The sequence below is a fragment of the Mycobacterium sp. TH-M103 genome (assembly GCF_057473785.1).
This window is the reverse complement of record NZ_JBYCLG010000272.1, coordinates 1-14,166: the sequence shown is the minus strand read 5'-3', so window position 1 is coordinate 14,166 and position 14,166 is coordinate 1. Positions and strand designations below refer to the sequence as shown.

12 protein-coding genes and 2 pseudogenes are annotated in these 14,166 nt (G+C 70.1%); 11 read left to right on the top strand and 3 right to left on the bottom strand.

What is annotated here, in order from left to right; translation table 11 throughout:
* From AC2VOR_RS15380 to AC2VOR_RS15365, 4 genes are all read left to right on the top strand, one after another.
* Positions 1–583, top strand: a 583-nt coding sequence (locus AC2VOR_RS15380; protein WP_486964065.1) for a beta/alpha barrel domain-containing protein, incomplete at its 5' end; no start/stop codon positions are given.
* 10 nt (positions 584–593) lie between these two features.
* Positions 594–1,433 (top strand): acyl-CoA thioesterase II, encoded by an 840-nt coding sequence (gene tesB / locus AC2VOR_RS15375; RefSeq protein ID WP_486964064.1) that lies wholly within the window; start codon positions 594–596, stop codon positions 1,431–1,433.
* Complete coding sequence (gene pdxT, locus AC2VOR_RS15370; protein ID WP_486964063.1) at positions 1,430–2,026, top strand: pyridoxal 5'-phosphate synthase glutaminase subunit PdxT; 597 nt, start codon at positions 1,430–1,432, stop codon at positions 2,024–2,026. Before tesB ends, pdxT begins: the two co-directional genes overlap by 4 nt.
* A gap of 227 nt (positions 2,027–2,253) precedes the next feature.
* A complete protein-coding gene (locus AC2VOR_RS15365; RefSeq protein WP_369739272.1) occupies positions 2,254–3,006 on the top strand; it encodes a YebC/PmpR family DNA-binding transcriptional regulator in 753 nt (250 codons plus the stop codon).
* Between the two features lie 104 nt (positions 3,007–3,110).
* On the opposite strand, the pseudogene AC2VOR_RS15360 reads toward AC2VOR_RS15365, so the two are convergent.
* A pseudogene (locus AC2VOR_RS15360) lies at positions 3,111–3,260 on the bottom strand (DUF4178 domain-containing protein); the annotation flags it as partial.
* Positions 3,261–3,409: 149 nt separating this feature from the next.
* On the opposite strand from AC2VOR_RS15360, the gene ruvC reads away from it, so the two are divergent.
* The 4 genes from ruvC (at position 3,410) to AC2VOR_RS15340 (ending at position 6,346) form a co-directional block, all read left to right on the top strand.
* Entirely contained in the window at positions 3,410–3,964 is a 555-nt protein-coding gene (gene ruvC / locus AC2VOR_RS15355; protein ID WP_486964062.1) for a crossover junction endodeoxyribonuclease RuvC, read from the top strand.
* Positions 3,961–4,557 carry a Holliday junction branch migration protein RuvA gene (ruvA, locus tag AC2VOR_RS15350; protein WP_369739270.1) on the top strand — a complete coding sequence of 199 codons (597 nt, stop codon included), beginning with the start codon at positions 3,961–3,963 and terminating at the stop codon, positions 4,555–4,557. The genes ruvC and ruvA overlap by 4 nt, the downstream gene beginning before the upstream one ends.
* Entirely contained in the window at positions 4,554–5,603 is a 1,050-nt protein-coding gene (ruvB, locus tag AC2VOR_RS15345; protein WP_369739269.1) for a Holliday junction branch migration DNA helicase RuvB, read from the top strand. The genes ruvA and ruvB overlap by 4 nt, the downstream gene beginning before the upstream one ends.
* A 74-nt stretch (positions 5,604–5,677) precedes the next feature.
* On the top strand, positions 5,678–6,346 hold the full coding sequence (locus AC2VOR_RS15340; RefSeq protein WP_369739268.1) for a hypothetical protein: 669 nt from the start codon (positions 5,678–5,680) through the stop codon (positions 6,344–6,346).
* A 57-nt stretch (positions 6,347–6,403) separates the two neighbouring features.
* On the opposite strand, the gene car is transcribed toward AC2VOR_RS15340, so the two are convergent.
* Both car and gabT read right to left on the bottom strand, forming a co-directional pair.
* Entirely contained in the window at positions 6,404–9,964 is a 3,561-nt protein-coding gene (car, locus tag AC2VOR_RS15335) for a carboxylic acid reductase (RefSeq protein ID WP_369739267.1), read from the bottom strand.
* Between the two features lie 158 nt (positions 9,965–10,122).
* Positions 10,123–11,469 carry a 4-aminobutyrate--2-oxoglutarate transaminase gene (gene gabT, locus AC2VOR_RS15330; RefSeq protein ID WP_369739266.1) on the bottom strand — a complete coding sequence of 449 codons (1,347 nt, stop codon included), beginning with the start codon at positions 11,467–11,469 and terminating at the stop codon, positions 10,123–10,125.
* Positions 11,470–11,658: 189 nt separating this feature from the next.
* Between gabT and yajC the strand changes: the two genes are divergently transcribed.
* From yajC to AC2VOR_RS15315, 3 genes and pseudogenes are all read left to right on the top strand, one after another.
* Positions 11,659–12,024, top strand: coding sequence for a preprotein translocase subunit YajC (gene yajC / locus AC2VOR_RS15325; protein WP_486964061.1), 366 nt, complete (start codon positions 11,659–11,661; stop codon positions 12,022–12,024).
* Between the two features lie 130 nt (positions 12,025–12,154).
* Positions 12,155–13,951: a protein translocase subunit SecD gene (gene secD / locus AC2VOR_RS15320; protein WP_486964060.1), complete on the top strand. Its 1,797-nt coding sequence runs from the start codon at positions 12,155–12,157 to the stop codon at positions 13,949–13,951.
* A 4-nt stretch (positions 13,952–13,955) separates the two neighbouring features.
* Positions 13,956–14,166 (top strand): annotated as a pseudogene (locus AC2VOR_RS15315) (protein translocase subunit SecF); the annotation flags it as partial.

Here is a 14,166-nt window from a genome sequence, read left to right as displayed (position 1 = left end):
CGACGAGTCCGAGGTGCTGACCCCCGCCGACTACACCCACCACATCGACAAGTGGAAGTTCACCGTGCCGTTCGTGTGCGGGGCGACCAACCTCGGTGAGGCGCTGCGGCGCATCGGCGAGGGCGCGGCGATGATCCGGTCCAAGGGCGAGGCCGGCACCGGCGACGTGTCCAACGCAACGACGCACATGCGCGCGATCAGCGGCGAGATCCGCCGGCTGACGTCGCTGTCCGAGGACGAATTATATGTCGCGGCAAAGGAATTGCAGGCGCCCTACGACCTGGTGGTCGAGGTGGCGCGGGCCGGCAAACTGCCGGTCACGCTGTTCACCGCCGGCGGCATCGCCACGCCGGCCGACGCGGCGATGATGATGCAGCTCGGCGCCGAGGGCGTGTTCGTGGGCTCGGGCATCTTCAAATCGGGCGACCCCGCGCAGCGGGCCGCCGCGATCGTCAAGGCCACGGCGTTTTACGACGACCCCGACGTGTTGGCCAAGGTGTCGCGCGGCCTGGGCGAGCCGATGGTCGGCATCAACGTGGAGCAGATCGCGGCACCGGAGCGGCTGGCGCAGCGCGGCTGGTAAGAACTTCTCCGTGTCGATCGAGCAGATTCTCGATCTCGAGCAGCTCGAGGTCAACATCTATCGCGGTGGCGTGTTCAGCCCCGACTCCGGGTATTTCCAACGGACGTTCGGCGGTCATGTGGCCGGCCAGTCGCTGGTGTCGGCGGTGCGCACCGTCGAACCCGGTCACCTGGTGCACTCGCTGCACGGCTACTTCATCCATCCCGGTGACGCCACGGCGCCCACGGTGTTCATCGTCGAGCGGCTACGCGACGGCGGCTCGTTCTGCACCCGCCGCGTCAACGCCGTCCAGCACGGCGAGACCATCTTCTCGATGTCGGCGTCGTTCCAGACTGACCAGGACGGCATCAACCACCAGGACGTCATGCCGGAGGCGCCCGCACCGGACGACGACCTGCCGGGGCTCAGCTCGATGCGGGTCTTCGACGATGCCGGTTTCCGCCAGTTCGACGAGTGGGACATCCGCATCGTGCCTCAGGACCGCCTGAAGCGCTTGCCCGGCAAGGCCTCCCAGCAGCAGGTGTGGTTCCGCCACCGCGACCCGCTGCCCGACGACCCGGTGCTGCACATCTGCGCGCTGGCCTACATGAGCGACCTGACACTGCTGGGCTCGGCTCAGGTCACCCATCTCGACGAGCGCGAGCACCTGCAGGTGGCCTCGCTCGACCACGCGATGTGGTTCATGCGGGTGTTCCGTGCCGACGAGTGGCTCCTCTACGACCAGTCGTCCCCGTCGGCGTGCGGCGGCCGCTCGCTGTGCCAGGGCAAGATCTTCAACCAGCGCGGCGAGATGGTGGCCGCGGTCATGCAGGAGGGCCTGACCCGATTCCCCCGCGGCTACCACCCGTGAGTCGACCGCGGATCGGGGTGCTGGCACTGCAGGGCGACACCCGCGAGCATCTGGCCGCGCTGCGCGAGGCCGGCGCCGACGCTATTCCGGTGCGCCGTCGCGGCGAACTCGAGGCGGTGAGCGGGCTGGTCATCCCGGGTGGGGAGTCCACCACCATGAGCCACCTGCTGCGCGAACTGGACCTGCTCGAGCCGCTGCGGGCGCGGCTGGCCGGCGGGTTGCCGGCCTACGGCGCGTGTGCGGGCATGATCCTGCTGGCCAGCGAGATCCTCGACGCGGGTGTCGGCGGGCGGGCGGCGCTGCCGTTGCGCGGGATCGACATGACGGTGCGGCGCAACGCCTTCGGGCGCCAGGTCGACTCGGTCGAGGGCGACATCGGGTTCGCGGGCCTGGACGATCCGGTGCGGGCGGTGTTCATCCGCGCGCCCTGGGTGGAGCGCACCGGCGACGGCGTGCAGGTACTGGCGCGCGCGGCGGGACATCCCGTCGCGGTGCGCCAGGGCCCGGTGCTGGCGACGGCGTTCCATCCGGAGATGACGGGCGACCGCCGCATCCACCGGCTGTTCGTCGACATCGTCAACGGCGTCGCCTGAGCCCCACGGCGTCACACCAGTGACATCGGCACCGCGAGACGGTGGCCACCGCGATCCGAAAACCGATAGCGCATGCGATATCGCTTTTGCGAACCGGCGCCGGCCTTCCTTTCTGTGACCGGTGGGTTCATTGAGGCGTCGGGGGAGTGGCCGCGCGATCGGCCCCGACCGCCCACGTAGACTCGTTGGGCGAACTTCGAAGAAGACAGAAGAGGTAGAGGACAGCGATGAGCGGCCATTCCAAGTGGGCCACCACCAAGCACCAGAAGGCCGTCAAAGATGCGCGCCGCGGCAAGGAGTTCGCCCGCCTGATCAAGAACATCGAGGTCGCCGCCCGTACCGGCGGTGGCGACCCGGCGGGCAACCCGACGCTCTACGACGCGATTCAGAAGGCCAAGAAGACCTCGGTGCCCAACGACAACATCGAGCGCGCCCGCAAGCGGGGAGCCGGCGAGGAGGCCGGGGGCGCCGACTGGCAAACCATCACCTACGAGGGCTACGCCCCCAACGGGGTGGCGGTGCTGATCGAGTGCCTCACCGACAACCGCAACCGCGCCGCCAGCGAGGTGCGGGTGGCGATGACGCGCAACGGCGGCACCATGGCCGACCCCGGGTCGGTGGCCTACCTGTTCGCCCGCAAGGGCGTGATCACCCTGGAGAAGAACGGCCTGACCGAGGACGACGTGCTGGCGGCCGTGCTCGAGGCGGGCGCCGAGGACGTCACCGACCTCGGCGACAGCTTCGAGATCCTCACCGAGCCGACCGACCTGGTCGCCGTGCGGACCGCGCTGCAGGACGCCGGCATCGACTATGACTCCGCCGACGCGGGCTTCCAGCCGTCGGTGACCGTGCCGCTGGACGCCGAGGGCGCCCGCAAGGTGATGAAACTCGTCGACGCGCTCGAGGACAGCGACGACGTGCAGGACGTCTGGACCAACGCCGACATCTCCGACGAGGTCCTGGCCCAGATCGAGGACTGACCCGCGTTTGGCGTTGCTGGTGGGGGGTAGTTAGTCGGCCTGCCCGACATGCTGGTCGAACCGCCCAATGAAGTCGTCAAGTTCCTCAAGGCTCAGCACGATCTCGGCTGGTCGCCACCTTCCAGCAAATGCTCCCACCAGACGAACGGATCCTCGCGGAACGCCACCGACCCGCGGACCACGTAGTCGACGCCGCCGTGGCTGACGATCGCGCCGGGGCCGAGTTGCCGCGGGCCGAACTGCGGCATCGCGTCGGAGAGAGCAAACGCGCCGCTTCAACGTAGCAGTATCTCGCCACGATGACATTCGAGGAGAACCGGGGCCGGCGCCGCGTGTCCTGCCCGCCGGTGTCGGCGCCGCCCGCTAGGGTATCGAACAGCTGTTCTACAGGCGGGAGCGGGCAATGCGGGTGATGGGCGTGGACCCCGGGCTGACCCGATGCGGGCTGTCGGTCGTCGAGAGCGGCCGCGGCCGCCGGGTTGTCGCGCTGGACGTCGACGTGGTGCGCACCCCAGCGCAGACGCCCGTGCCCGAACGGTTGCTGGCCATCAGCGACTCCGTCGAGCACTGGCTGGACACCCACCTCCCCGACGTGGTAGCCATCGAGCGGGTGTTCTCTCAGCACAACGTCTCCACAGTGATGGGCACCGCGCAGGCCGGCGGTGTCGTCGCGCTGGCGGCCGCCAAACGCGGCATCGACGTTCACTTCCACACGCCCAGCGAGGTCAAGGCCGCGGTCACCGGAAACGGGTCCGCCGACAAGGCGCAGGTCACCGCGATGGTCACCAGAATCCTTGCGCTGCAGGCCAAACCGACGCCCGCCGACGCCGCCGACGCGCTGGCCCTGGCGATCTGCCACTGCTGGCGGGCGCCGATGATCGCCCGGATGGCCGCCGCGGAGGAGAAGGCCGCCCAGCAGCGCCGCACGTTCGCCGCGAAGATCGAGGCGGCGCGGTGATCGCCTCGGTCCGCGGAGAGGTGCTCGACGTGGCGCTCGACCACGTCGTCATCGAGGCCGCCGGTGTGGGATACAAGCTGATGGCCACCCCGTCCACGCTGGCGTCGCTGCGCCGCGGCGCGGAGGCCCGGCTGGTCACCGCGATGATCGTGCGCGAGGACTCGATGACGTTGTACGGGTTCGCCGACGCCGACGCCCGCGACCTGTTCCTGACGCTGCTGGGGGTCTCCGGCGTCGGGCCGAAGATTGCCCTGGCTACCCTCGCGGTCTACGACGCGCCCGCGCTGCGCCAGGTGTTGCGCGACGGCGACGTCAGCGCCCTGACCCGGGTGCCGGGCATCGGCAAACGCGGTGCCGAGCGCATGGTGCTCGAGCTGCGCGACAAGGTCGGTGCCGGCGCCGCGGGCACGGCGGCCGGCGCCGCCCCCAACGGGCACGCGGTGCGCGGTCCCGTCGTGGAGGCCCTGGTCGGCCTGGGCTTCGCCGCCAAACAGGCCGAGGAGGCCACCGACAAGGTGCTGGCCGGGGACGCGGACGCGACGACGTCCAGCGCCCTGCGGGCCGCGCTCTCGCTGCTCGGGAAGTCGCGGTGACCGAAGACGATTACGCCGATCGCGAGCTGTCCCCGTCGCTGACCGTCGGCGAGGGCGACGTCGACGTCAGCCTGCGGCCCCGCTCCCTGCGGGAGTTCATCGGCCAGCCGCGGGTGCGTGAACAGCTGCAGCTGGTCATCGAGGGCGCCAAGAACCGCGGCGGCACCCCCGACCACATCCTGCTGTCGGGCCCGCCCGGGCTGGGCAAGACGTCGCTGGCCATGATCATCGCCGCCGAGCTGGGGTCGTCGCTGCGGGTGACGTCCGGGCCCGCCCTGGAACGCGCCGGCGACCTGGCCGCCATGCTGTCCAACCTCGTCGAGCACGACGTGCTGTTCATCGACGAGATCCACCGCATCGCCCGGCCGGCCGAGGAGATGCTGTATCTGGCGATGGAGGACTTCCGGGTCGACGTCGTCGTCGGGAAAGGCCCGGGGGCGACGTCGATCCCGCTGGAGGTGGCGCCGTTCACACTGGTCGGTGCGACCACCCGGTCCGGCGCGCTGACCGGCCCGCTGCGCGACCGATTCGGGTTCACCGCGCACATGGACTTCTACGAGCCGGCCGAGCTGGAGCGAGTGCTGAGCCGCTCGGCCGGGATCCTGGGCATCGAGCTGGGCGCGGAGGCCGGCGCGGAGATCGCGCGGCGCTCGCGCGGCACGCCGCGGATCGCCAACCGGCTGCTGCGCCGGGTCCGTGACTTCGCCGAGGTGCGCGCCGACGGCGTCATCACCCGCGACGTCGCCAAATCCGCCCTGGCGGTCTACGACGTCGACGAGCTGGGCCTGGATCGGCTGGACCGGGCGGTGCTGTCGGCGCTGACCCGCAACTTCGGCGGCGGCCCGGTCGGGGTGTCGACGCTGGCGGTGGCGGTCGGGGAGGAGGCCGCCACCGTCGAGGAGGTGTGCGAGCCGTTCCTGGTGCGCGCCGGCATGGTCGCGCGCACCCCGCGCGGCCGGGTGGCCACCGCGCTGGCCTGGACGCACCTGGGCATGACGCCGCCGGCGGGGGCTGCCGGGCTCGGCCAGCCCGGCCTGTTCGACTGAGACGCCGGTTACATCCGGACACGGTTCGGGTACCCGTAGATACCCGTTCAGCCCGTGTCTATCGAGGAGATGTCATGAAGAACGCAGAGCTGGACCACTCGGGCGGGCTGCGCATGCCGCGCTCGCGCGGCGCGGTCAGCGGATTGCTGCTGATCTGCCTGGGTGCGTGGGGCGCATTGATCCCGTTCGTCGGCCCCCACTTCGATTTCGCCTACACCCCCGACCAGGTGTGGGCCTGGACCTCGGCCCGGGGCTGGTTGGAAGTACTGCCGGGCGCCACCGCCGTCGTGGGCGGCCTGCTGGTGACGTTCTCCGGCAACCGGCTGAGCGCGATGCTGGGCGGCTGGCTGGCGGTGCTGGCCGGCGCCTGGTTCATCCTCGGCGAGGAGGTCGCCCCGATCCTGCGGATCGGGTCCCCCGGCGATCCGGTTGCGGCCACCGACCGCAAGCGGGCCGTCCTCGAGATCTCCTACTTCTCCGGGCTGGGCGCGCTGATCGTCTTCGTCGGCGCGGTCGTCCTGGCGCTGACGACGGTCCGACTGGCCCGCGACGTGCCACCCGTGGCGGCGGCCGCGGCGGCGCAACCCGAAGCGCCGATGCCGGCCTACGAGCCGTACGCGGCCCCCTACGCGCAGCCAGCGGCCGAGGAGGTCTCACCGGATGCTACGACCAGGGCGCGCCACGAAGGCGATCGCAAATCCGCGCGGGGCTGGCGCCGCCAGCGCGCGGGCACCGGCGCCTGACCCGATAGCGAAAGCGCCCGGCCCTTCCGGGGGCCGGGCGCTTTCGCTGTGCCGTCGTTACAGCAGTCCGAGCAACTGCAGGTCGGTGGCGTACTTGACGATGACCGGCGCCGAGACGTGGGGGATGTCCTTGTCCGGGCCGATCTTGGCCTCCTGCACCGCGGCGCGGAAGCGGTCGGTCGGTGCCAGCGATCCGCGCAGCGGCTTCTCGGGCTTGCCGTAGTTGTGCAGCAGCGGCAGCAGCGAGTACTGGCGCTGCTTCTCCGGCAGGCCCCGCAGCGCGGTCTCGAAGCGCTGCAACCACTCCGCGTAGTCCCCGACCCGGTGGATCCGGTATCCCGCCTCGATCAGCCAGTCGACGTACTCGTCGAGCCCGATGCCGTCGTCGTACGGGTTCATCACGTGATACGTCTGGAAGGCGTCCCCGTTGGTCAGGGCCTGCGCGCCCAGCGTCGAGATGGCCGCGGCGATGAACTCGACGGGCAGGCCGTCGTAGTGCGCGCGCTGCCGGTTGCCCTCGGCGTCCAGCTCGTAGAACGATCCGGGCGCGATCCCGGTGGCGACCACGCTCAGCATCAGCCGGGTGAACATGTCCGGCAGGTTGAGCTGGCCCGCATAGGTGGTGTCGGCCAGGATCATGTCGCACCGGAACACCGCGGCCGGCAGGCCGCACAGGTCGTGCGCCTCACGCAGCAGCACCTCGCCGGCCCACTTGCTGTTGCCGTAGCCGTTGGCGTAGTTCTCGTTGATCGCCCGCGTCGCGCTGACCTGCCGGATGTCGGCGTCCTCGACGAACTTGCCGAGCTCGATCTGGTCGCCCACGCCGATCGTCGACACGTAGGTGTAGGGCTTCAGCTTGGTGGTCAACGCGATCCGGATCAGCTCGGCGGTGCCCAGCGCGTTGGGACCGAACAGCTCGCTGTAGGGCAGCACGTGGTTGACCAGCGCCGCCGGGTCGACGATCAAGTCGACCGTGTCGGCCAGCCGCTGCCACGTCTGCTGGTCGAGCCCAAGGTTGGCCTCGCCCTTGTCGCCGGCGATGACCTCGAGGTGGTCCGCGGCCAGTTCCTGGTAGTGGGCGAGCAGCTCGGGATCCCCTCCTGGAGAGCCGACGCCGAAGGTCTTGTCGAGCCGGGCGCGCGCGTCGTCGTCCGACTTCGCCCGCACCAGCGCGATGACCTTGCCGTCGACGAGGTCCATGCGTTCCAGCCACTCCAGCGCCAGGTAGCGGCCCAAAAAGCCCGTCGTTCCGGTCAGCAGCACCGTGCGCACCTCGGCGGTGGGCCCGGGCAGGCTCGGTGCGGCGGCCAGCGTCGCCTCGTCGAGGAACTTGTCCAGCGTCAGGTCGGCCGCCCGCACCGTCTTCGCGTCGCGGCCGTGCACGGTGGCGAACGTGGGCCGCTTGCTGCCCCGCCGCTCGGCCTCGATGTAGTCGGCGATGGCCGCCAAGTCGTTGGCCGGGCTGACGATGACCCCCACCGGCACATCGATGTCGAAGATCTCGTGCAGCAGGTTGCCGAACGTCAACGCCGACAACGAGTCCCCGCCTAGCTCGGTGAAGTGGACGTCATGGGGCAGGTCTGTTTGCCCACTAGGGGAAGCCGCACCCAGCAGGGCGGCCGCGGCCCGGCTGACCGTCTGCAGCACCGGCGCGTCGGCGGCGTTGCGGCGCAGCTCGACCAGTTCGTTGGCCTGCCCCTCGGCCAGCTCGGCGTAGAGCCGCTCGAGCCGCTCGCCGTAGTGCGCCTTGAGCTTGGGCCAGGCCAGCTTCCGGATGCCCGTGAGCAGGCCGTTCTCCACCGTGAACGGCGTGGTCTCGACGATGAAGGCGCGCGGCACCTCGTAAGGCTGCAGGCCGGTCTCGCGGGCGACCTTGTGCAGCGAGTCGGCGATCTGCGGCTTGAGCGCGGCGGGGTCGTCGACGCGCGCCAGGGCGTCCTCGGTGGGCACCACCACCGCCAGCAGGTAGGGCTGGGCGCTGTTGCCGTAGACGTAGATCTGCCGGATCAGCGGGCTGTTGCCGAAGACGGCCTCCAGCTTGGCCAGTGTGACGAACTCGCCCTGCGCCAGCTTGAGGACGTTGTTGCGGCGGTCGACGTACACCAGCCGGTCGGGGCCGACCTCGGCGAACACGTCCCCGGTGCGGTAGTAGCCGTCGTCGCCGAACACCCCGGCGGTGATCTCGGGTCGCTTGTAGTAGCCGGGGAACATGTTGAGGGTCTTGAGCAGCAGCTCGCCGCGCGGGTGCGGCCGGTCGGTGCCGAAGTAGCCCAGCTCGGGGACGTCGATCAGCTTGTAGTCGAGGACGGGCGGGCGCTGCACCTCGCCGTCGAACAGCACCATGCCGGCCTCGGTGGAGCCGTAGCCGTCCATCAGGTGCATCTCGAGCAGCGACTCCACCCAGGCCCGCAGCTCGGGTGACGTCGGCGCCGAGCCGGTCATCGCGAAGATGAACCGTGCGCCCAGCAGGTACCGGCGCTGCTCGTCGAGCACCTCGGCCTCGATCGCGGCGCGGTCGGCGGTGTCGCCCGCCTCGGCGAGCCGGATGTTCACCTGCCGCTGGAATTCGCCGAACAGGGTTTCCCAGATGCGCGGCACGAAGTTCAGCTCGGTGGGCCGCACCAGGGCGAGGTCTTCCAGCAGCGTGGACAGGTCACTGCGGGCGGCGAAGTAGGCCGTGCCGCCGTTGCCCAGCGTGCCGTAGAGGATGCCGCGGCCCATGACGTGGCTCATCGGCATGAAGTTCAGCGTGATCGACGCGGCGCTCGGTCCGAACCAGTTGCGGCTCGAACGGCACCACATCTTGCCGACGTTGCTCTGCGGGTACATCGCCCCCTTGGGGGCGCCGGTGCTGCCGGAGGTGTAGATCAGCAGGGCCAGCGGGTCGTCGTCGGTCGGCTGCGCGGCCGGCGCGGCCGGCAGACCCTTGCCGCGCTCGAGGGCCTCCGCCAGCGTCTCCACGTTCACCGGGGTGCCCTGCAGGCGGCCGCGCGCCGTCTCCACGGCCTCGCGCTCGTCGTCGACCTGTGGGTGGTAGTCGAACACCAGGAGCTTGGCAGGCGCGGTCCCGGTTTCGCGGCTGCTGAGGATCAGCTCGACGGCCACCGGCAGTTGTTTCACGCTCGCCGCGATCGCGGTGGGCGTGGTCTCGGTCGCGATCGGCTGCAGCTGGGTGATCGCCGCGCCGGTCTGCAGCGGCACCGACACCGCGCCGATCAGGCCCAGCGCCACGTCGATGGTGGTGAAGTCGACGCTGTTGAAGCCCAGGACGGCCACCCGGTCGCCGGGATGCACGGGGTCGCCGGCCAGGGCGCGCGCCAGCGCGTCGGCCCGCTCGCCCAGCTCACCGTAGGTGAGGGTCTCGTAGCGGGGCAGCAGCTCGAGCACCGTGCGTCCGGTCTTGGGGTGCTCGACGAACTCCACGACGCGCTGTCCCAGGGCCGGCCGGTCGGCGTACCCGTCCAGGACCGTCCGGATGATCTGCGGCAGCTGCAGCCCGGGCTGATCCAGGGCCTCGGCGACGGCCGGGTCCGGCCGCGCGGCGGCGAACTGGGGGTCGGTTGCGGTCAGGTTCTCGACGCGGCGAGCAAGCCACTCTTCGTGAGTCGTAGTCGGCATAACAAATCCTTTTGCGGTTTGGAGAATTAATGAAGCTAATTTGCGCTGTCGCGCGACGACGGATATAACCTTAGCTAAGGTAACTATATTCCTCTAGGAGCGGATTCGGGGCGAGATTGTGAGCTTGCCCACGACAACGATGTGCTGCGCCCCCGGGTCTAGCTCGAGAGGCCGGCCAGGATTTCGCCGAGTACGTCTAGCCCCTCGCCGAGCAACTCGTCGCTGATGGTCAGCGGGGGCAGCAGTCGGATGACGTTGCCGAACGTGCCGCAGGTCAGCACGATGATCCCGGACGCGTGGGCCGTGGTCGCCAGCTTGTGGGTCAACTCGGGGTCGGGGTCGGCGGTCCCCGACTTCACAAACTCCACGGCGATCATGGCGCCGCGGCCGCGGACGTCGCCGATCCGGTCGTCGTCGGCCTGCAGCCGCGCCAGCCGGTCGAACATCAGGTGTTCCAGCCGGCGGGCCCGCTCAACTAGGTTGTCCTGCTCGATGGTCTCGATGGTGGCCAGGGCGGCCGCACACGTCACGGGGTTTCCGCCGAAGGTGCCGCCCAAACCGCTGGCGTGGGGGGCGTCCATGAGCGTGGCGCGGCCGGTCACCGCCGACAGCGGCAGGCCGTCGGCGATCCCCTTGGCGGTGCAGATCAGGTCGGGCTCGATGCCCTCGTGCTCGCAGGCGAACATCGCGCCGGTGCGGGCGAACCCCGTCTGCACCTCGTCGGCGATGAACACCACGTCGTTCTTGCGGCACCAGTCCAGCAGCGTGGGCAAAAATCCCTCGGCCGGCACGATGAACCCGCCCTCGCCCTGGATCGGTTCGACGATGACGGCGGCCAGGTTCCCGGCGCCGACCTGCTTCTCCATGACGGTGATCGCCCGCTCGGCGGCCAGCTTGCCGTTGGTGGCCAGTTTCTTGTCGGTCAGGCCATCCCGGTAGGGGTAGGACAGCGGTGCCCGGTAGATCTCGGGTGCGAACGGTCCGAAGCCGCTCTTGTAGGGCATGGATTTCGCGGTGAGCGCCATCGCCAGGTTGGTGCGGCCGTGGTAGGCGTGGTCAAACGCCACCACGGCGGGCTTGCCGGTGTGCGAGCGCGCGACCTTGATGGCGTTCTCGACCGCCTCGGCGCCGGAGTTGAACAGCACCGAGCGCTTCTCGCCGGAGCCGGGGGTGATCCGGTTGAGCTCCTCGGCGACGGCGACGTACGACTCGTACGGCGTCACCATGAAACAGGTGTGGGTGAACTCCGCCACCTGCGCCCGCACCGCCTCCACCACGCGCGGCGAGGAGTTGCCGATCGTGGTGACCGCGATGCCCGAACCCAAGTCGATGAGCCGGTTGCCGTCGACGTCCTCGACGATGCCGCCGCCGGCCCGGGCGGCGAAGACCGGCATGATGACGCCCACACCGCCCGACACCGCCGCGGTCCGGCGTCTGGTCAGTTCCAGCGAGGCGGGACCGGGGATCTCGGTGACCAGCTTTCGGGTCTGCTCGAGGCCGGCCACAATCTCCTCCTCACCGCGGCGCGCCCGTCACGCCACGAAAACCACCCTATCTGGTCGCGCGGCCGCGGCGGGGCCGCCGCCGAGCGCCCCCCTGGAGTGGCCACAGGAGTGCCTGCGTGCGGCTGATCGCACTGAAAAGGGCAGACTGGACCCGGGTTCAACACACCGAGACGAAAGACGGGCGCCGCGATGGAGAGTTTGGTTCTGTTCCTGCCTTTCCTGCTCATCATGGGCGGGTTCATGTACTTTGCGTCGCGTCGCCAGAAACGCGCGATGCAGGCGACCATCGACCTGCAGGAGTCGCTGCGGGCCGGTGACCGGGTGCACACCACCTCGGGCATGGAAGCCACCATCGTCGCGATCGCCGACGAGACCGTCGACCTCGAGATCGCACCAGGCGTGGTGACCAGGTGGATGAAACTGGCCGTCCGCGACCGAATCCTGACCGACGACGACCTCGACGACATCGACGAGGCCGAGGAGGCCGACCGGCTGCCGGCACCCGGAAAACCGGGGGACGCCGCCGATGAGAGCCGGCTGCGCAAGGATTTCTGAGGAGGATTTCCGGGGAAGGGTTGCGGCGACCCGGACCGCTTGCGCGGTGCACGGGAGGCTGACACGTAGTCTTTGTCCCGGGCAAGGAAGTCCTGGCTAACAAACCGATTCTCGAGGAGACACAAGGAACGTGGCATCGTCTTCGGCGCCGGTGCACCCTGCCCGCTACCTGTCGGTCTTCTTGATCCTGCTCGTGGGCCTTTACCTGCTGGTGTTCCTGACCGGCAACAAGCGGGCTGCCCCCAAGCTCGGCATCGACCTGCAGGGCGGCACGCGCGTGACGCTGACCGCGCGCACCCCGGACGGCTCGGCCCCCAGCCGGGAGGCCCTGGCGCAGGCACAGCAGATCATCAGCGCGCGGGTCAACGGGCTGGGCGTCTCCGGCTCCGAGGTCGTCGTCGACGGCGACAACCTGGTCATCACGGTCCCGGGGAAGGACGGCAGCGAGGCCCGCAACCTGGGGCAGACCGCACGGCTGTACATCCGGCCGGTGCTCAACTCGATGCCGGCGCAGAGCGTGGAACCCAAGCCACCGCAGCAGGGTGAGCCCAAGCCCAAGGGCGACAACGGCGCGCCGGCCGGAACCCCGGGCCAGCCGGCCCCCGCGCCGTCGGGGCAACCGGCCCCCGAGCGGCCTGGGCCGAACCCGCCGCCGGCCCCGCCCGCGCCGGGCGCCCAGCCCCGCCCCTACCCGCAGGACCCGCCGTCACCGAGCCCGGCGCCGCCTCCGCCGGCGCCCGCGCCCGGTGCCCCCGCCGAAGGGCCCGCGCCGGGGGAGCAGCCCGCGCCGGCGGACCCGCGCAAAGACCTCGCCGAGCGCATCGCCGAGGAGAAGAAGTGGCGGCAGAGCACCAAGCAGGGCATCCAGTTCCTCGCCCTGCAGTTCGAGGCCACCCGCTGCGACAAGGACGACATCCTCGCCGGCAACGACGACCCCAACCTTCCGCTGGTGACCTGCTCCACCGACCACAAGACGGCCTACCTGCTGGCGCCGTCGATCATCAGCGGTGACCAGATCGCCAACGCCACCTCGGGCATGAACCAGCACGGCATCGGCTATGTCGTCGACCTGCAGTTCAAGCCCGGGGCGGCCAGCGTGTGGGCCGACTTCACCGCGTCCCACATCGGCACGCAGACGGCGTTCACGCTGGACTCCCAGGTGGTCAGCGCGCCGATGATCCAGGAGGCCATCCCCGGCGGCCGCACCCAGATCACCGGTGGCGACCCTCCGTTCACCGCCTCGACGGCGCGCCAGCTGGCCAACGTCCTGAAGTACGGGTCGCTGCCGCTGTCCTTCGAGTCGTCGGAGGCCCAGACCGTGTCGGCCACCCTGGGGCTGACCTCGCTGCGGGCGGGCCTGATCGCGGGTGGCATCGGCCTGATCCTGGTGCTGCTGTACTCGCTGCTCTATTACCGGGTGCTGGGGTTGCTGACGGCGTTGTCGCTGATCGCCTCCGGCGCAATGGTGTTCGCGATCCTCGTGCTGCTGGGGCGGTATATCAACTACACCCTGGACCTGGCGGGCATCGCGGGTCTGATCATCGGTATCGGCACCACCGCCGACTCGTTCGTGGTGTTCTTCGAGCGGATCAAAGACGAGATCCGCGAGGGCCGCTCGTTCCGGTCGGCGGTGCCGCGAGGCTGGGTGCGGGCCCGCAAGACGATCGTCTCGGGCAATGCCGTCACGTTCCTGGCCGCCGCGGTGCTCTACTTCCTGGCGATCGGCCAGGTCAAGGGATTCGCGTTCACGTTGGGCCTGACCACGATCCTCGACCTGGTGGTCGTGTTCCTGGTGACCTGGCCGCTGGTGTACCTGGCCTCCAAGTCGCCGACGCTGGCCAAGCCCTCCTACAACGGCCTGGGCGCCGTTCAGCAGGTCGCCCGTGAACGCCGGGCCGCCACGCAGGTGAAGACGGGACGGACGTGACGTGATGGCTTCCCGGGACAAGATCGAAACGACCGAGGCGTCCACCGACGCCGTCGAGCTCACCGGGCCGGCCCGCCGCAGCTTCGTCACGCGGCTCTACACCGGCACCGGGGCGTTCGAGGTGGTGGGTAGGCGCCGGCTGTGGTTCGGCATCAGCGGCGCGATCGTGGCGGTCGCGATCGTCAGCATCCTGGTGCGCGGGTTCACCTTCGGCA